At 41.9% G+C, this 17,576-nt stretch carries 20 protein-coding genes, 1 pseudogene and 1 riboswitch; of the genes and pseudogenes, 4 read left to right on the plus strand and 17 right to left on the minus strand.

The genetic code is table 11. The features are described from left to right. The first annotated feature begins 863 nt into the window (after positions 1–863). Positions 864–1,388: a biotin transporter BioY gene (locus tag ACVPON_RS03225; protein WP_462876126.1), complete on the plus strand. Its 525-nt coding sequence runs from the start codon at positions 864–866 to the stop codon at positions 1,386–1,388. A gap of 35 nt (positions 1,389–1,423) precedes the next feature. Here ACVPON_RS03225 and ACVPON_RS03230 read toward each other — a convergent pair whose 3' ends face one another. Further along, complete coding sequence (locus tag ACVPON_RS03230; protein WP_462876128.1) at positions 1,424–1,636, minus strand: YdbC family protein; 213 nt, start codon at positions 1,634–1,636, stop codon at positions 1,424–1,426. 258 nt (positions 1,637–1,894) lie between these two features. Between ACVPON_RS03230 and ACVPON_RS03235 the strand changes: the two genes are divergently transcribed. Continuing rightward, complete coding sequence (locus ACVPON_RS03235) at positions 1,895–2,209, plus strand: hypothetical protein (protein ID WP_462876130.1); 315 nt, start codon at positions 1,895–1,897, stop codon at positions 2,207–2,209. Positions 2,210–2,543: 334 nt separating this feature from the next. Here the strand turns inward: ACVPON_RS03235 and ACVPON_RS03240 are convergent, their stop codons facing one another. Both ACVPON_RS03240 and ACVPON_RS03245 read right to left on the minus strand, forming a co-directional pair. Beyond that, complete coding sequence (locus ACVPON_RS03240) at positions 2,544–3,833, minus strand: peptidase U32 family protein (RefSeq protein ID WP_462876132.1); 1,290 nt, start codon at positions 3,831–3,833, stop codon at positions 2,544–2,546. A gap of 8 nt (positions 3,834–3,841) precedes the next feature. Next, a complete protein-coding gene (locus ACVPON_RS03245; protein ID WP_462876134.1) occupies positions 3,842–4,771 on the minus strand; it encodes a peptidase U32 family protein in 930 nt (309 codons plus the stop codon). Positions 4,772–4,925: 154 nt separating this feature from the next. Here ACVPON_RS03245 and ACVPON_RS03250 point away from each other — a divergent pair, with 154 nt between their 5' ends. After that, positions 4,926–5,234 carry a DUF3270 domain-containing protein gene (locus tag ACVPON_RS03250; RefSeq protein WP_462876136.1) on the plus strand — a complete coding sequence of 103 codons (309 nt, stop codon included), beginning with the start codon at positions 4,926–4,928 and terminating at the stop codon, positions 5,232–5,234. Positions 5,235–5,300: 66 nt separating this feature from the next. Here the strand turns inward: ACVPON_RS03250 and ACVPON_RS03255 are convergent, their stop codons facing one another. From ACVPON_RS03255 to ACVPON_RS03295, 9 genes are all read right to left on the minus strand, one after another. Continuing rightward, complete coding sequence (locus ACVPON_RS03255) at positions 5,301–5,774, minus strand: YtxH domain-containing protein (protein WP_462876138.1); 474 nt, start codon at positions 5,772–5,774, stop codon at positions 5,301–5,303. Further along, positions 5,767–6,171 (minus strand): DUF948 domain-containing protein, encoded by a 405-nt coding sequence (locus tag ACVPON_RS03260; protein WP_462876140.1) that lies wholly within the window; start codon positions 6,169–6,171, stop codon positions 5,767–5,769. The genes ACVPON_RS03255 and ACVPON_RS03260 overlap by 8 nt, the downstream gene beginning before the upstream one ends. A gap of 177 nt (positions 6,172–6,348) precedes the next feature. After that, positions 6,349–7,125 carry a prolipoprotein diacylglyceryl transferase gene (gene lgt / locus ACVPON_RS03265; protein WP_462876142.1) on the minus strand — a complete coding sequence of 259 codons (777 nt, stop codon included), beginning with the start codon at positions 7,123–7,125 and terminating at the stop codon, positions 6,349–6,351. 7 nt (positions 7,126–7,132) lie between these two features. Then, positions 7,133–8,059 (minus strand): HPr(Ser) kinase/phosphatase, encoded by a 927-nt coding sequence (hprK, locus tag ACVPON_RS03270; RefSeq protein WP_462876144.1) that lies wholly within the window; start codon positions 8,057–8,059, stop codon positions 7,133–7,135. A 567-nt stretch (positions 8,060–8,626) separates the two neighbouring features. Beyond that, a complete protein-coding gene (locus tag ACVPON_RS03275) occupies positions 8,627–8,887 on the minus strand; it encodes a PspC domain-containing protein (RefSeq protein ID WP_462876146.1) in 261 nt (86 codons plus the stop codon). Then, on the minus strand, positions 8,868–9,638 hold the full coding sequence (locus ACVPON_RS03280; protein WP_462876148.1) for a hypothetical protein: 771 nt from the start codon (positions 9,636–9,638) through the stop codon (positions 8,868–8,870). The genes ACVPON_RS03275 and ACVPON_RS03280 overlap by 20 nt, the downstream gene beginning before the upstream one ends. 49 nt (positions 9,639–9,687) lie before the next feature. Beyond that, positions 9,688–10,140: a SprT family protein gene (locus tag ACVPON_RS03285; RefSeq protein ID WP_462876150.1), complete on the minus strand. Its 453-nt coding sequence runs from the start codon at positions 10,138–10,140 to the stop codon at positions 9,688–9,690. Continuing rightward, entirely contained in the window at positions 10,127–12,256 is a 2,130-nt protein-coding gene (locus ACVPON_RS03290) for a Tex family protein (RefSeq protein WP_462876152.1), read from the minus strand. Before ACVPON_RS03290 ends, ACVPON_RS03285 begins: the two co-directional genes overlap by 14 nt. Positions 12,257–12,333: 77 nt before the next feature. Continuing rightward, entirely contained in the window at positions 12,334–12,849 is a 516-nt protein-coding gene (locus ACVPON_RS03295) for a QueT transporter family protein (RefSeq protein ID WP_462876155.1), read from the minus strand. Continuing rightward, a riboswitch (PreQ1 riboswitch) is annotated at positions 12,847–12,944 on the minus strand. Its footprint overlaps the gene before it by 3 nt. 162 nt (positions 12,945–13,106) lie before the next feature. Here ACVPON_RS03295 and ACVPON_RS03300 point away from each other — a divergent pair. Next, on the plus strand, positions 13,107–13,553 hold the full coding sequence (locus tag ACVPON_RS03300; RefSeq protein ID WP_462876157.1) for a GtrA family protein: 447 nt from the start codon (positions 13,107–13,109) through the stop codon (positions 13,551–13,553). 2 nt (positions 13,554–13,555) lie between these two features. On the opposite strand, the gene ACVPON_RS03305 is transcribed toward ACVPON_RS03300, so the two are convergent. The 5 genes and pseudogenes from ACVPON_RS03305 to ACVPON_RS03325 form a co-directional block, all read right to left on the minus strand. Continuing rightward, the gene (locus ACVPON_RS03305) at positions 13,556–14,485 is read right to left on the minus strand and encodes a YihY/virulence factor BrkB family protein (protein WP_462876159.1); all 930 of its coding nucleotides are present in this window, start codon (positions 14,483–14,485) and stop codon (positions 13,556–13,558) included. 23 nt (positions 14,486–14,508) lie between these two features. After that, positions 14,509–15,369, minus strand: coding sequence for a methionyl aminopeptidase (locus ACVPON_RS03310; RefSeq protein WP_462876161.1), 861 nt, complete (start codon positions 15,367–15,369; stop codon positions 14,509–14,511). A 1-nt stretch (position 15,370) separates the two neighbouring features. Further along, the gene (locus ACVPON_RS03315; RefSeq protein WP_462876163.1) at positions 15,371–15,934 is read right to left on the minus strand and encodes a GNAT family N-acetyltransferase; all 564 of its coding nucleotides are present in this window, start codon (positions 15,932–15,934) and stop codon (positions 15,371–15,373) included. A 77-nt stretch (positions 15,935–16,011) separates the two neighbouring features. Beyond that, complete coding sequence (locus ACVPON_RS03320) at positions 16,012–17,277, minus strand: UDP-N-acetylglucosamine 1-carboxyvinyltransferase (RefSeq protein WP_462876165.1); 1,266 nt, start codon at positions 17,275–17,277, stop codon at positions 16,012–16,014. A gap of 180 nt (positions 17,278–17,457) precedes the next feature. Further along, positions 17,458–17,576: pseudogene (locus ACVPON_RS03325) on the minus strand (ISAs1 family transposase); the annotation flags it as partial.

The raw sequence follows: 17,576 nt of genomic DNA on the forward strand, positions 1-17,576 counted from the left end.
TCTTTTTTCCGAGGTTTTAGGCTGAACTCAGTTACATAAGATACGAGAGCGTGAAACGAGTAAAGCAAAAATAGGAGATTTGACGCAGAACCTTAGCTCTAGGAAAAACTCTCTTTTTTGCACAACTCGTAGCTCGAGTTCAATTAAATCAAGATACAAAAGCCGTAAAGCGAGCAAAGTAAAAATAGGAGGTTGACACAGGGTTCGATGAACCCAAGGAAACCGATCTTTTTTACACAGCTCTTAGTCCGAACTCAGTTACATAAGATGTGAAGCCGTTAAAAAACCGACTGAAAAATAGGAAATCGAAGCAGGTTGCTTGGCAATCAATGAGATTTATCTTTTTTCCGAGGCTTTAGGCTGAACTCAGTTACATAAGATACGAGAGCGTGAAACGAGTAAAGCAAAAATAGGAGATTTGACGCAGAACCTTGGCTCTAGGAAAAACTCTCTTTTTTGCACAACTCGTAGCTCGAGTTCAATTATACTCATTTAGTTTAACTTTTATTACTTCGACGATTGTGGAAACTCCGTTTCTCTATTTCCAACTTCCAATCATCTTCTAGATGATTGGAACTCGCTTTGCCGTACTCTACGATTGTTACTGGCTATCGTCAGTATGATTTCCAACCTTCAACAGTCATTAGACTGTTGAAGCAGCCTGCAACTCGTTGCCTAGTACTAAAAGTAAACTAAACAACTATAAATCAAGATACAAAGCCCGTAAAAAACTCAAAGCGAAAATAGAAAGACAGAATAACTAGCCTTGCTTCTTCTGTAACAGCCGATAGAAAAAGGATTGACTTTCCTTGTCAATCCTCTTATAATATTTGTTACCCATTTAAAATCGAAAGGATAACAATATGAAAAAATCACACGCTATAGCACTTATCTATCCCGCTATTGGAGCGAGTTTAATTGCTGTCTTATCTCAAATCATCATTCCGTTAGGACCTGTTCCTTTTACATTACAGACACTTGCGGTAGGTCTCATTGCCAGTCTCTATCCTCCTAAAGAAGCAATAACCAGCCTCTTCCTCTATCTCCTGCTAGGTGCCGTAGGCTTGCCTGTTTTTGCAGGATTTTCAGGTGGTATGGCTAGCCTTTTTGGTCCAACCGCGGGCTTTCTCTGGGGCTTTGTGCTCTATGCAGGTGTGACTGCATTCCTTACATCGCCTCAATCAACACCCATTCAGGTCTTTCTTGCCAATCTATTGGGTGATAGTCTCTGCTTTGGATTAGGTAGTCTCATTTTTTCCCTCACTACCCAGAGCAGTTTTGAAAAAACACTAACTCTAACGGTCCTGCCTTTTCTCATTCCTGACTTACTCAAATTACTATTGATTACGCTCGTCCAGCAACCACTTAAACGTAGCTTCAAAGGATAAAGGCTATCATGAAGAAGACGTTTCAATCCTATCTCTCAGCTCCGAAACGCATCAAGTAAGACTTGAAATTCTTCATTGGACAAGGTAATTCCCTTCCCCATCTTGCTATGATCTGGGCTCCATGTCCGTAAGTCGTACTTGGCTGGTGCACCGTTAAAACTTACCCGATTCAATTCCTTGGTCCACCCTTTCTCATTTTCAGATAAAACGAGTAATTTTTCTTCAATTTCAAATGTAAATTCTGCCATATTTATAAATCATTCCTTTCATTTCACTCGAGGCACAGCACCGAATGAAAAAGATGTTGTGCTCTTTGTTTTGGTTTACAATAGAGTTGAGAAGTTCTACCACTACTATAAATCACGGATAGGATAACTAAGAGAGCCATTCACTCTTACTTTTTCAAACTTTCTCCTTATATACTCTATTCGTAAAAATTTGTAAAAACTTGTCTTTTCGGTAAAATTCCGCTATGATAATTGTATCAATCTTTGGAGTATTTTACCATGAAAAAGTTTCTAGCCATCCTCCTTTCTCATCTGAATGTCTTTTTAGGCAATCAACCGCAAAAAAACGATACACCTGAAGAGGACGACTCCCCCTATCTAGATATGATTCAGCTAGCTCTCTATAAAAAGGCAGCGATCCATGTCATCTATGCCGATAAGAGCGTTACAGGTGAAATTGTTACATTCGCCCCTGATGAAAACCGAATGATTGTCAAAAACTTCAAACGAAATGTGACCAGTATTATCACCCTAAGCGATATTCAGCGAATTTCCCTTGTGCCTGATGGCATTCGCCAATCACAACAACAATAAACCTACTGCCTGATGGATATCCATCAGGCAGTTTTATCTCTCTACTTCCAGTAGCCTAGTATTCCTCGGACACGAACCTTAGTACAATCCCCTTTGTGTCTTGATGTAACTAAGTTCAGCCTACGAGTTGTGCAAAAAAGATAGGTTTCCTTGGGTTCATCGAACCCTGTGTCAACCTCCTATTTTTACTTTGCTCGCTTTACGGCTTTTGTATCTTGATTTAATTGAACTCGAGCTACGAGTTGTGCAAAAAAGATAGGTTTTCCTAGAACCTAAAGGTTCTTCGTCAAACCTCCTATCTTTGCTTTACTCGTTTCACGCTCTCGTATCTTCGTTAAGCCCGGATGGTCAAGGACTGTCCATCTTCTTGATAGAGATTGATTAAACCTGACTTGCAAGCACGGACCATATCTCCTGGATAGACTTCCTGCGGTAGGCTAATGGTCAAGAGTTCCATTGGACGATTGGCACGCTCGATTGGGTGACCTTCTGAATCACGCAAATCAGTAATCATCGTTTCAAAATGACGGAAACCTGGACCGTAAAACTCGACCTTGTCTCCCTCATTGATGACATTACGCTGACGAATGGTCGCCGTCATCGTTGCTTTATCAAAAGCCACAACTTCTGCGATAAATTTATACTCAGGAATCTTGCGACGAGCTCCGAATAATTGCTCATTTTCCGTAGGTGGACTATAGTAAAATCCTGTTGCTAGTTCGCGTTGGGCAACCTTCCACATCTCATCGATTAAATCTTGCTTGATCGATTCAAATTTCTCTGGACTTTCCAAGTAGGCATCAACCGCCGCCTTATAGCAGTTGGTCACGGTAGATACATAATGAACAGACTTCATCCGCCCCTCAATTTTCAAGCTATCAACTCCATTTTCAATCATATCTGGAATATGATCAATCATACACATATCAACCGCTGACATAGAAAATTCTTCAGGCACTTCTCCCTTAATACTTCTGCGTTCTTCTCCAAATGGTAGGTCATAAAGATTGTATTTCCAGCGACAAGATTGCGAACAACCTCCACGATTGGCATCACGATTACTCATGTGGTTGGACAACACACAGCGCCCCGAATAAGAAATACACATGGCTCCATGGACAAAGGCTTCAATCTCAACGCTCGTACGCTTGCGGATTTCTGCCAATTCTTCCATGGTTACTTCGCGTGCTAAGACGACCCGTGTCAAGCCCAATTCTTTCCAAAATTCAAAGGTTTCATAGTTGGTTGATGAAGCCTGCGTTGATAGGTGAATCTCAAGACCAGGCGCTTCTGTCGCACAAATCACAATCAAGGCAGGGTCTGACACAATCACAGCATCAAGCCCCATATCTCGCAATTCACGAAACCAAGCTCCTGCCCCTACTTCATTCCCCTCATGGGTCACCATGTTAGCTGCTACATAGACCTTGGCACCACGTGCATGAGCATAGGCAATCCCTTCTCTCATTTCTTCCATTGAGAAATTTCCAGCACGGCTACGCAAACCATAGGCTTGACCACCCACAAACACGGCATCTGCTCCGTAATCAATCGCTACTTTTAATTTTTCTAAGGTTCCGGCAGGCGACAAGACCTCTGGACGTTTTAACTTTTTCTCTACCATATCGTTTCCTATTTTACCTTATCTCTATCATATTCATAAAAGCCTGTGTCCAAGCCTCTTCCTTTTGGATGTAGAGCACGAATCTGTTCATCCAGCAAAAAGGCACGGTCATAGGTCAATTCTCCTGCTTCTGCTAAGTCTCTTGCTTCCACAAATAGTTTGACAATCTCTACAAAATTGTCACCCGGGCAATAAATCCCATCTAATTTCCAATGTAGATAATTGTGTTCGACCAGCTCATTGAGCTTCATCATCAGATCAATGTCATTGTTAATGAAGATATGAGTTCCATGCTTGTCCTCATAAATCGAATAATGACTATCGGGATCGCTCGGTTCTGCTAAGAAAAGTCCGCGCTCTCGCGACAAATCGGTTTCATCTGCCCTTATAAACTGATAATAGTTCTGCAAGAGAGTTCGTTTCGAATGATGAATAACAGAGGCACCGTAGACCAATATTTCTGCCGGGATTGCAAGATTTTTAGCAATCTCAAATAGCTCTTCAGATGGAATTTCTCTTGCTAGTACTGCACCAACTGCACCATGGTCCTTCCAAAAATTAATCTGACGACTGGAAGTAACAAAGACAGAGGTATCATAGATTAACTTAAAATGATAACCGTCACGCTTATTGATATAAAAGATACCCGTATCACCTACTACCAGATAATCCACCTGAATTTCCTTCATCAATTCCATGAAAGGTTGAATCTGATCCATCATATCTTGGTGCATGAGAGCATTGGCAGCAATCGTTAATTCCTTGCCCGCTTCATGTGTCAAGCGAGCAATCTCCCGCAACTCATCATAAGAAAAAGCGTGCGGAATCCGCAAAGCATAGTCCTCTTCTCCTACATAAATACGGTCTACTCCCGCTTCTAATAGTTGTTTAACTTGTTCAATACTTTCAGCAGTTGCTGTAATAACAATTTTTCCCATAACATCCATTATATCAGAATCTTTTTTATTCTTCAGCACTTCCCTTAATTTTAATGTTCAGACTTTTCTCATTTTTTTGTAATGAAAATGTAATAATTTTGTTACAGAAAACTAGCACTCTTATGGTAAGCTTAATAGGCGCAAAGGAGACGATATGGCACTCAGACAATATCGGCCTGACCATTACCAGTATGACGATTCTATCCCGAAAGAGAAACAACAGGCCACCTATCAAACATATCACGTAGCGAATCCAAATAGAGAACGAATCAAAGAATTGTTATTCTTTTTAAATATTGCTATTTTTAGTGTGATTACCGTGATTGCTGCTTACATTTATCTTTCAAACCGGATTCCTGTCTTTTTAGCCTTTCTATTGGCAATCGCAACAGGACTACTTGGTTTAAACTTCATTCGATTTCTATTGAAGAAAAAAGGACATCGAGGCAAAAAGGTTTCCTAATCTCTGCCTTGGTCTTATCCACTACAAAATACCCGAATAGAAAAAATCCGCGACTGCGGATTTTTTCTATTCTTCTTCTAACATTGGCAAGTCAATTTCGATATCTTCTGTCGTAACAGCAATTTCTTCTACCGCAGGAATTCCCTTAGCTTTTTCTTTGATTGATTCAACTAATTCGCCTGTCGTTAGATTTTGCTCCGCAATTTTTTCTTTAATTTGCTCAAATTTTTCAAGGGATTGCGACTTGACCAATTGCGCTTTTTCTTTGCCTGTTTGTACCAAATCATCAACTGTCAATTCACCTGATTCCAATTGACCTTTGACAGATTCATATTTGTCAACGGCTTGTTGACCCAAATCTTGTGCTTTTTGGAGCAATTCTGCATTGATTTCTTCATGATTTTTCTGATAATCTTTAGCAAAGCGAACAACTCTTTTCTTGACTGCCTGCCCAGTTTTAGTGGCAAGAAAAGCCGCCGCAGCAGCTCCACCTGCTGCACCTAACAAGATACTTGTGAAAATACTAGATTTTTTAACCATGTTTTTCTCCTTTCTTTCCAAAAATGGAAGATAACTTACTTGCAACCGCCAAAGCACCACCAGCTTTGATCGTTCGTTGTCCTACTGTACGAGCCTTGCCTGTCAAGTCACGGGCAGAGGTGTTGAGGTCAGATACCGACTCTGACAAATCAGCAACCGCTACAAAGAGCGGATCCAAGGTCGCTACCTTACCATTCACATCTTCAACAAGGACATTTGTTTTAGCCAACAACTCATTGGTTTGGTAAAGGGTCACATTGACATCGCTCGTTAAAACAGTTAAACTTCGCTGAGCTTCGTCCACCACATTGGATACTTTCCTTAACAAAAGGATAATGTAAACCGCAACAGCAACAAGTGCTACTGCCATCATAAAAACAGATAATTCAATCAACATAAAAATCTCCTTTTCTTAGAATCTGTATTCACAAGTAAAGTGCTTTTAGATAAGAAATCGTTTTTTGCTCATCAAGGCAATTTTTTGAGGAAACACGGACTGTATATTGAAAAAACGAACGATGACGAGCTTAAAAACAAGCCTTAGATGGAAGTGCTGAACTGTGAATAGAGGTTCTTAATCTTGATAGTAAGGCAGGTCTTTCCTGCGACGATAGATTCCTAATATCAGAGCAAGGATGATTAACAAGGCAGAAAGCCACTGGGAAATACGCAAGCCCAGTAACATCAAGCTATCTGTTCGCATCCCTTCAATGACAAAGCGACCCGCTCCATACCAGACAAGATAAAAGAGCGTAATTTCACCTTGCTTAAGTAACTGTCTGCGTCTCCGCAACACACAAATCAAGACAAAGCCTAGGAAGTTCCACAAGGATTCGTATAAGAAGGTCGGTATCCGGTAACTGCCCTCTATATACATTTGATTGCGAATAAAGGCTGGTAAATAGTCAAGATGTGCAACCCTTGCCCCATAAGCCTCTTGGTTGAAAAAATTTCCCCAGCGTCCAATAGCTTGGGCAATCATAACAGAGGGTGCTGCTACGTCCAGAAAATCCCATGTATCAATAAAGCGATGGCGGGTAAAGAATACAAGGACGAAAAATCCCAGTAAGAGACCACCATAAATGGCAAGTCCACCCTCCCAAATCGCAAAAATAGACAGCAGATTGTCTTTATATAAATCCCAAGAAAAGGCTACATAGTAAATTCTCGCTCCGATAATCGCAAGTGGAAAGGCAAGCAAGATAAAATCAAAAATATCCTCCGCTAAAATCTTTTTTCGCGGTGCTTCTTTGGAAGCCAGAAAAACTGCCAATATCAAACCGCTTATAATACACAAGGCATACCAACGGATTTCAAGCGGACCTATGGTTACAGCAACTGGATCAATCATCACTTACTTACTCCTTATTGCTTTCAATCAATCTACCAAGGCGTTTTTCAAATTCCTTAGTCGCATCAAAGCCCATTTGCTTCGAACGATAGTTCATCGCGGCAGCTTCAATCACGACAGAGATATTGCGTCCTGTTTTTACAGGAATCCGAATCTGGGGAATCGTAATGCCTGCAATCTCAATGGAATCGCCGCTATTGCCCAAACGGTCAAAGACCTTACCTGTTTCATAATTTTCAAGGTAGATCGCTAACTGTACTTCCGATGATTCCTTGACAGCACTCGCCCCGTATAGGCTCATAATATCAATAATCCCTACTCCACGAATTTCGAGCAAGTGGCGTAAAATCTCAGCTGGCTCTCCCCAAAGGGTCACATCATCTTTTGCATAGACATCCACACGGTCATCTGCAACAATCCGATGTCCACGTTTGACCAATTCCAAGCCTGTCTCACTCTTACCAATTCCAGAATCCCCTTGAATCAATACTCCCATACCATAGATGTCCATCAGTACTCCATGGACACTGGTGCGCTGTGCAAGGCGGGAATCCAAGTAAGAGGATAATTCGCCTGCCAAACGACTCGTTGCGGTCTGACTTTGGAAAACAGCGATTCCCTTTTCCTTGGCTGCCTGAAACATCTCATCAGGAACTTCCAAACCACGCGCCACAATCACTACCGGTGTCTCAGGCTGAAACATTCTCCGCAAGACCTGATAGCGATTATGGGAGGTCATGGCCATCAAGTATGACCACTCTTTCATTCCCATTAACTGAATCCGCTCTGGAGCATAGTAATCAAAATACCCCGTCATCTCAAGACCCGGACGCGTAATATCAGATGTTGTAATCTCCTTTTCAAGTAATGCGGCTGTACTATAGGCACTACTTACGCGCACATTATCAATCAAATCTTTGACAAAAACCGTCATCGCATACCTCACATTCCTTTATATACCATTATACCACAAGATAGGAGGAGAATACAAAAAGGAGGGAAGAAAATCATTTTAATATACAAGGACGCTTGACACGAGTGGCACTCATTTTATGTCAAACCTCCAAAGCTATATACTCATTTAGTTTAACTTTTATTACTTCAACGATTGTGGAAACTACGTTTCTCTATTTCCAACTTCCAATCATCTGCTAGATGATTGGAACTCGCTTTGCCGTACTCTACGATTGTTACTGACTATCGTCAGTATGATTTCCAACCTTCAACAGTCATTAGACTGTTGAAGCAGCCTGAAGCTCCTTGCCTAGTACTAAAAGTAAACGAAACAACTATACCATACCTTTGGAGCAAGGGCATATAAAAACGACCGAACATAGACGGTCGAATAGGAAAGCAAGTATGGTAAGGGGCGAGGAAATCGACTGCTCTCGCTTTAGCCAGTACTTCTCACCATTACTCCTCCTAGTGATAAATAGCTCTAGCAAGCTCAACAATCAATCCATTTTCGTAAGATTGGAAATCCAGCCCAAGTTTTTCACGTTTACTTATGAATTTTCTCTGCATCTTTTACCTTACGGGGACCTGTTCCGTAGCGATCAGCGTAAACATCTTCTTTAAAGGGAAGGAGGATCGTAGCTAGAACATAGGCTACAATGGCAAGCCAGCCTAACTGTCCTAAAAAACAAATGATCACAAAAATAATCCGTGTGATGGTCAAATCCCAATGAAAACGATTCGCCAAACCTGCTAAGACACCAGAAATGAGCTTTTGGTTTCGCTGTTTATAAAATCCGAATGGCATGTGGTACTCCTTTCACGATAATCGGGCTAGTCACTGTTTTGATATAGAGATGAAGGAGAGGCTCTCCTTTCCTTTCAAAAAAATAGGGACTGGGCTTCTTTTTTTTATTCATCACAAGTTGACCAGCTGAACTCTCAGCCTTGCCACGCAAGCCCTGATGTTTGGGAACTTGCAGATAAATCGGAGCTTCGACGAGTTGTAAAAAGAGATGCTGGGACATCTGACCCATCGCTGTAATACGGATATCCTGTTGCTTTTTATCCGTCACGCTATGGATAGAAACATCCTCAAATGGAAGATAGTCCAATCTCGCATCTGCTCTGCCCAGCTCTAAATTCAAAATCGACATCCATTGATTTGGTAGAGAAATCGTCAAGTGACAGGGAAGATTGGAAGCAAAATGCAGTCCCTTATTTTCAACATAAATTTGAGGTAAAAACGCTTGATTCGCCTGTTGAGGATAGACAAGGTGAATCTGAACCTGATCAGACTTACTTTTTATGAAGGCAATTTTTCCCTCCGACACGCTGAGAAAAAGAGATTCAATATCCGAAAAAGTATACTCTTGCTTCAACTTGGACGAAGAGAAAATTTTCAAGCTCGGAAGGGTAAAGCTCAAACGTGGTTTTTCCTTCTCAACTAAAAAATCTGGCTCCTCATCAAATTCTAAAAAGCAGGCACGCGCTTCTTCTTTTGTTAGAACACCTTTTTCATATAATTCAATCAATCGTTTTTGTGGTTCTCGTGCCATTTTCTCACCTCAATTCTCTTCTATTATACCATAGACATAGGAAAAGAAATCAGCCCAAGGACTGATTTCTTTTCCTAACAAATTTCAGCAAACCACGACACTTGCCACAGCGATACTTCGCTATATTCACTCGCCGTTTTCGAGGATAGACTTGGGCACACTGCTGACAACGATAAAGGTAAAACTCTGTATTGGAAGATGGCAGTGGCGGTGCATAGCGCACTCCGTCAACCTTCCTCAGCAGCTCCTTAAAATCCCTATCCTTATGCCGATAACCTTTTTTCTCAAAATAAAGATGGTAATGACAAAGTTCATGGCGAACAATTTTACGAAATAAGTCTTGGTCTGCTTCATAGTAACGTGGATTAAAATCCAAATGCCCGTCTTTTGGAAAGAAACGTCCACCCGTTGTCCTCAAACGATTATTCCAATACGCCTGGTGGTGAAATTCCTTTCCAAAGTCTTCACGGGATACCTGCCGAACATAGTCAGTGAGATTCATGGGGCGGCACCAGACTAAGATTGACCTTTTCACGGACTGTATCGAGCTTATAGACCCAAACCGTCACCAAATCTCCTACTGAAACCACTTGGCTCGGGTGTTTGATAAATTGCTTACTCATGTTCGAGATATGAATCAAACCATCTTCATGGATCCCAATATCGACAAAAGCGCCAAAGTCAACCACATTGCGGACTACACCTTCTAATTTCTGACCGATTTCCAAATCTTTGAAATCAAGAACATCTTGGCGGAGAACAGGTGCCGCAAAATCATCCCGTAAATCCCGACCAGGTTTGAGCAAATCTGCCAAAATATCTTTGAGGGTCTCCTTACCAAGACCTAGCTCTGTAGCCATTTCCTCTAGCTTAACAGCCCTTAACTTTTCCTGTGCCATTTCATCTAAATGCTCGATATCTAACAGGTCAAATAATGTTTGAACAGCCGGATAAGACTCTGGGTGAACCCCTGTATTATCCAAGAAATTATCGGCCTCAGGAATCCGTAAGAAACCAGCTGATTGCTCAAAGGCCTTATCTCCTAGACGCGGAACGTTTTTCAGTTCAGCACGCGAAGTCAAAGCTCCGTGTTCTTCTCGGTATTTCACAATATTTTCCGAAATGGTCTTATTCAGACCTGCTACATGAGCAAGAAGGGCTGGACTTGCAGTATTGATATTGACACCGACTTGGTTGACCACCGTATCGACCACAAAATCAAGGCTTTCCGATAACTTTTTCTGATTGACATCATGCTGGTACTGACCGACACCAATCGACTTGGGATCGATTTTAACCAACTCTGCAAGTGGATCTTGCAAGCGCCGAGCAATCGAAATGGCAGAACGTTTTTCAACTGTCAAATCTGGAAATTCATGCCGTGCTAATTCAGAAGCCGAGTAAACCGACGCCCCGCTTTCATTAACAATTACATAAGAAACAGCTGGAAAATGCTGCAAGACCTCTGCTACAAAACCTTCTGATTCACGACTAGCCGTCCCATTTCCAATCGCAATGATTTCAATACCATATTGGCCAATCAAGGCTATAAGGTCTTCCTTGGCTTGAAGAATTTGGGCTTGAGAAGCTGGTTTAACCGGATGAATGACCTGAGTTGTTAAAAGCTTACCTGTCTGATCTACTACTGCTAATTTCGCACCTGTCCGAAAGGCTGGATCAAAGCCCAAGACCATTTTTCCCTTTAGTGGTGGCACTAAAAGAAGATTGCGGAGATTATCTGAAAAGAGTGCAATTGCCCCTTCCTCAGCCGTTTCAGTTAATTCAGCTCGAACACGACGCTCCATGGCCGGCACAATCTTTTTCTTAACCGCTTGGCTAATCGCTTCTGTAATATAAGCATTTTTCTGTGGAAATCGGACTTCAAAAAAGCGGAGAATTTTTTCAATATTGTGCTCAAAAGAGACTTTTAAAGCTCCTAATTTTTCCCCACGATTGAGCGCAAGCGTTCGATAACCTTGCATATTAGCTACTTTTTCAGAAAAATCATAGTAGATATGAAAGACTTGTTTCTCATCTGCTTCTTGGTCTTTTAGTTGTGACTGGAGACTAGAATAACGCAATATCTCATGGTAGGTCCATGCCCGTAATTTTACGTCTTCTGAAATCGCCTCAACCAAAATATCCACTGCACCCGCTAAACAAGCAGGAGCTGTAGCAAAACCATCACAGACGAAAGAGGCTGCCTGCCTTTCTAAGTCAGAGACATTCTGCAAAATGAGACGTGCCAAAGGAAAGAGCCCTGCTTCCCGTGCAATGGTCGCCTTGGTTCGCCTTTTTTCCTTATAAGGGAGATAAAGTTCTTCTACATCTGCTAATTTTTCAGCTTCTTCAATCGCCTGACGTAGCGAATCCGTTAATTTTCCCTGCTCCTCAATCTTGGCTAAAACAGCTAGCTTACGCTCTGTAAGAGCTGTTAAAGACTTATCCAAATCAATGATGGACTTGATCACTACTTCATCCAGATTTCCTGTCATTTCCTTGCGATAGCGGGCGATAAAAGGAATTGTATTGCCCTCTGCTGTCAAGGTTAAGACCGTTTCAATCTGCTTTACATGAACGCCCAAATCTTGAGCTATTTTCAAATATTTTTCTTCCATAATCCCTATTATACCATGGATTTTGGAAAGAAAAAAGAGCGAGCCATTACTCACTCTAAATCCTTCCTAGGTCCACTTTATTTCCTCAGATCAATCCTCTTGCCTAAACGATCCATAATGAGAGCCCCAACAAGAAGGGAGGCAAATTCTCCTACAGCAGTAGTAAACCAAGTCGCTAGGAAAGGACTTTGATATAAAAGATACAATTCAAGAGCGATGGTCAACATCGTTATCGAAAAGAAAATAGAAAAGTATAAGAATGCCTTATTAAAGATACCGTTCAACACATATTCATTCTTGTATTTTTGGAAGAAAGAAACTCCTAGACTGACAAATACAAGGGTTGAAGCACCACCAACAAATACATCGACAAGTCCAAATCCAATAAAATTTGAAATCATACAACCAATCGTAACAGCAACTAAATATTTACGGTGATAAAAGGCTAGAAAATTCAGCATTTCTGATAGACGGAACTGATAAGCACCGTAAGAAATCGCATTGAGCGGTGGCGTCACTGTTAACACCACATAAAGAGCCGCAATCAAGGCAATATGAGCCATATCACGGACTGTCCATTTTGTTTGATTCATGTAAATCTCCTTTGGCGGCTAAACCGCTTATAATATGCTTGGCTAAAGGAAGGAAGCGCCAAGGGTTGTATAAAATCCGAGAGCTTTTTGACCGAGTTCAGTTACACGGTATGAAACAACTCCCAGAAAAAATAGGAAATACACAAAGAGCCTTTTTGAGAGGTGGCAAAAGCCAACTCCTGTGTCTGTCGCTAGACTTCCTACTTTACAACGTTTCCAGTATAGCATAATTTAGCAGAATATGATAGACTAAGGATATGAAAAAGTATGTAAAAGCATTTTTTGATAACGAAATTCTAGCCTATTTATTTTTTGGAGTAGTAACAACCCTCGTCTATATTCTCACGAGGACCTGTCTCTTCTTTATCATTCCCCATACTCTGACAGTTGTCTTGATTTCTAATTCTGTGGCAATCCTCCTCGCCTTTATTGCCAATGACCAAGTTGTCTTTAAGCAAAAATGGACTGGCTGGCAAGCGCGTCTCTTCAAATTCATCTCTGCACGGATAACAACTCTATTACTAGATATGGTCCTAGCCTACCTTCTGGTAGATGCCTTTCCGCAACTGATTGGACAATTCGTCCACCAAAATCCTGCCAGTATCAATGCGGTTGCTACCCTCATCTCACAAATATTGGTCATCGTGCTGAACTACATTTTAAGTAAAGTATTTGTCTTTCAGACAAAGAGAAAGAACTCCTAAAATCAGGAGTTCTTCTTTTGATCTTTTTGGCTAAATCGTGCCTTAATCCGCTGGAAAATGGACACCACATCACCAGGTCTAGGAGCAAATTCTTCCACCTGGAAACTTTGCACAGTCGCATTTAAAACAGCTCCAATAATCAAGATATCAGCTACAAAGATAAACCACAACATAAGGACTAAAATAACGACTGAGGTGACCAGACGGAAGTCCAAAAAACGATTGGTATAAGAGTCTATATAAACTCCAAAGACCTGTCCTACCGTTGCCATCACTGCTAGAACAAAAAGAGAACCTGGCAAGACATAGCGGATTTTGGTGATACGGACATTGGGGAGGAAAAAATAGAGCATGACAAGAGACAGAAAGAGAGCAATGTAGGCCACTAGCTGGGTCTGATTGAGAAGATGATCAAACAGGGGATCAAAATGAAATTTTGTGGACAACAATTGGAGTAAGGTCTTACCAAAAGCCAGCATCATCACGCTGAAAATAAGAATCCCTTGTAGACCAATCCCTAAAAACATACCCACTATACGACTGATGATAAAATCCCTGTGCTGACCGACACCATATGCTTTATTGACAGCCTTTTGAAGTGCCGCCATACTTTTTGAAAGGGTCCAAAGTGTGGTAAGAATGGCAATTCCCAACCAAGATGAGGAGGGACGGGTCAGGATACTGACAACCATATCTGCTGCGGTCGGATAGAGTTTTTCAGGGAAAATCTCAACCAATACCTCTAAAATTTGATCGACATCAATCTGTAAATAAGGCAAGAGATTGGCCAGGGTCAATAAAATCGGAAAGACCGAGATAATCAGATAATAGGCTACAGCAACCCCAGTCAAATCAAGCTCAGCCGACTGATAAAAGGTCAAAAAGGAGGTGACAAATGACTTGCAGTTACTCCCGAGCTTCTTTCTGTCCATTCTTCCTCCTTTTTTCAATAGAATTAGTAGGTTCTTTCTTCACCCTGACTTGTCAAAATCACAGGTCCCTCTTTTGTGATGACAAATTGGTGCTCATATTGACAGGACAAGCCACCATCTAAGGTCTTATGAGCCCACCCTGTCTTTTCATCTGTATCAATCTCCCAAGTACCTGTATTAATCATAGGCTCAATCGTCAAGACCATTCCCTCACGTAAGCGAAGTCCTCGACCTGCTCGCCCGTAGTGAGGTACCATTGGCTCCTCATGCATGGTCGGTCCCACACCGTGGCCTACCAAGTCCCGAACCACACCATATCCCTTACTTTCTGCGTACTCTTGAATAGCCGATCCAATATCTCCAATGCGGTTACCGACAACTGCCTGCTCAATTCCTCGATAGAGGCACTCCTTGGTTACTTCCATGAGATCTTGGACTTCTTGGCTGACCTCACCAACAGCATATGCCCAACAAGAATCAGCAACACCACCTGCATAAGGCTCTGTGTATTGTTTCATCAGTGCTACATTGTTAAAGTCTAGCTTTGAAACATCAAGAATCCCTTTATCAATCGGCTCACTCAAAACCATATCAACCTTAAGCAAATCCCCTGCTTTTAACATATAGTGGCGGGGAAAGGCGTGTGCTACCTCATCATTCAAGCCACAACAAGTAGCATAAGGATAGTCCATTAAATGACCGTCCACACCGATCTGCAAGGGGAGAACATTTTCTTCCTTACAACGTCTACGGACATACTCTTCAACTTCCCACATATCAAGACCTGGCTTAATCAAGTCCCGCAATCCAATATGAATACTCGCAAGAATATCTCCTGCCCGCTTCATCGCATCAATTTCTCTTTGTGATTTAATCGTAATCATCTCATTCCTCTTCTAAGTGTTTAGCATTTCTTGCAAGTAGTTGAAATTCCACATACTCACGCATTTTTCGACTGTAGCGATCGCTTCCCTTATACTGGCGAACCCTTTTAAAGCCTGCTTTTTCTGCCACGCGCTGACTGGGTTTATTTTCCAAGTGTGTCAACAAACGTAAAGCCTTAAAACCAATCCGAGAAAATCCAAGATAAACAAGGGTTTGCAAGGCTTCCGTCATCAGACCTTGCCCCCAGAAGGTCTGGCTTAAAAAATAGCCTATTTCCGCTTCTTTTTCCTTTTCATCTATAGCCTCAAAACGAATGCAGCCAATCATTTGCCCGCTTTCTTTAGCCTCTATCGCCCAAATTCCCAGTGGAAAACGCATAAACTGTTGAACCAATAGGCTAGTCGTCTCTTTAATTGTCATCGTACTGGGCATAATATAGCTCGTATTGTGCGGATTGGAGAGAATCAAGTGCAAGTGAGTGCGATCATCATAGGAAAAAGGACGGAGTAGGAGGCGGTCTGTCTCAAAGCTCGCATACTGTGCCAGTTGTTCCCAAATTATCATCTTCTGCCCCCACTAAAAAGCGAGCAGGCGAATCGTCTCCATGTCTTCGATTTTCCTCACTCACTTACTGTTTATGCCTATTCAGCTATATCAATGAGCTCAATATCCGCTCCTAGATCTTTTAGTTTTTCAATAATATTTGAATAGCCTCGGAGAATAAATTCAATATTTGAAATTTCAGTCCGACCTTCAGCCATCAGTCCTGCAATCACCATGGCAGCCCCTGCACGTAAGTCCGTCGCCTTTACACGACCACCATTGAGCTGATTAGGTCCTTGGTAGCTGATGCGTCTCCCTAGAACACGAATATCAGCCCCCATATTTGCCAGCTCTTGCACATGACCGACACGCTTCTCATAAATTGTATCTGTAATTGTGCCTGTACCTTCTGCCTTCAACAACAGGGGAGTAATAGGCTGTTGCAAATCTGTGGCAAATCCTGGATATGGAGATGTCGTGACACTAACTGCTTTTAGCTTGTCTTGTTTTTCAACAAAAATACTATCTTCTGACACTGTCATGCGAACACCCATGGCTTCTAGCTTTGCGATAAAGCCCTCTAGATGTTCATAAAGGACATTGTCAATCTGAATCCCTTCACCAACAGCCGCTGCAAGAGCGATATAGGTTCCAGCTTCAATCCGATCTGGAATGACCTGATGGCGTGTCCCATGTAGGCGATCCACACCTTCAATTGTAATCACTTCTGTACCAGCACCACGAACATGGGCTCCCATATTGTTTAAGAGCGTTGCTACATCAATAATTTCCGGTTCACGAGCAGCATTTTCAATCACCGTCCGACCTTCAGCCTTAACAGCTGCAAGCATGGTATTGATCGTTGCCCCCACACTCACTGTATCCATAAAAATGTGCGCTCCATGAATCCGTTTTCCATTGGCAGATAGGTGCATGTTGAGACCTTCATAGGTCATGGTTGCTCCCATGGCTTCAAAGGCTTTCAAATGCAAGTCAATCGGTCGGGGTCCTAAGTCACATCCACCTGGTAGCCCAACGATCGCTTGTCCAAAACGACCGAGCAAAGAACCATAAAAATAGTAAGATGCTCGCAAGCTATTGATTTTACCAAAGGGCATGGGCATATCTTTGACGCCACGAGGGTCAATTTCCAAGGACTCCCCATTGCGCTTGACAAGCGCCCCCATTGTCTCCATAATGTCAATCAAGCTGTCAACATCAGAAATCTCAGGTACGCCGTCTAGGGTGACAACTCCATCTGCTAAAATAATTGCTGGGATGAGGGCCACAACTGAATTTTTAGCCCCGCTGATCGTCACACTCCCTTTCAACGGACTGCCACCATTGATTACAATTTTTCTCATACTGTACAAATCTCTTTCTCAAATTCGCCTAAATGGCATACAGTTTATTGTACCATAACTTGGTATAAATAGCTAGTTTTCATCTTAAGGGATCACGCCGTACGCATGAAAACTTTCTTCTCTCCTTTTACACCTGTAAATAACTACTTTAAACTTGGTATCTCCCTTTTTACAACCACCTTATCCTCGATGTCCAAATAATTGTGGCAAATAATCCTCCAAATGGATAGAAATATAGCGTTGTTTGCGACGGTAGCTCAACTTCTCCTTAGGGAATGTCATCATTTGTAGGAGATGAA

The sequence above is a fragment of the Streptococcus sp. 1F3 genome (assembly GCF_054968985.1).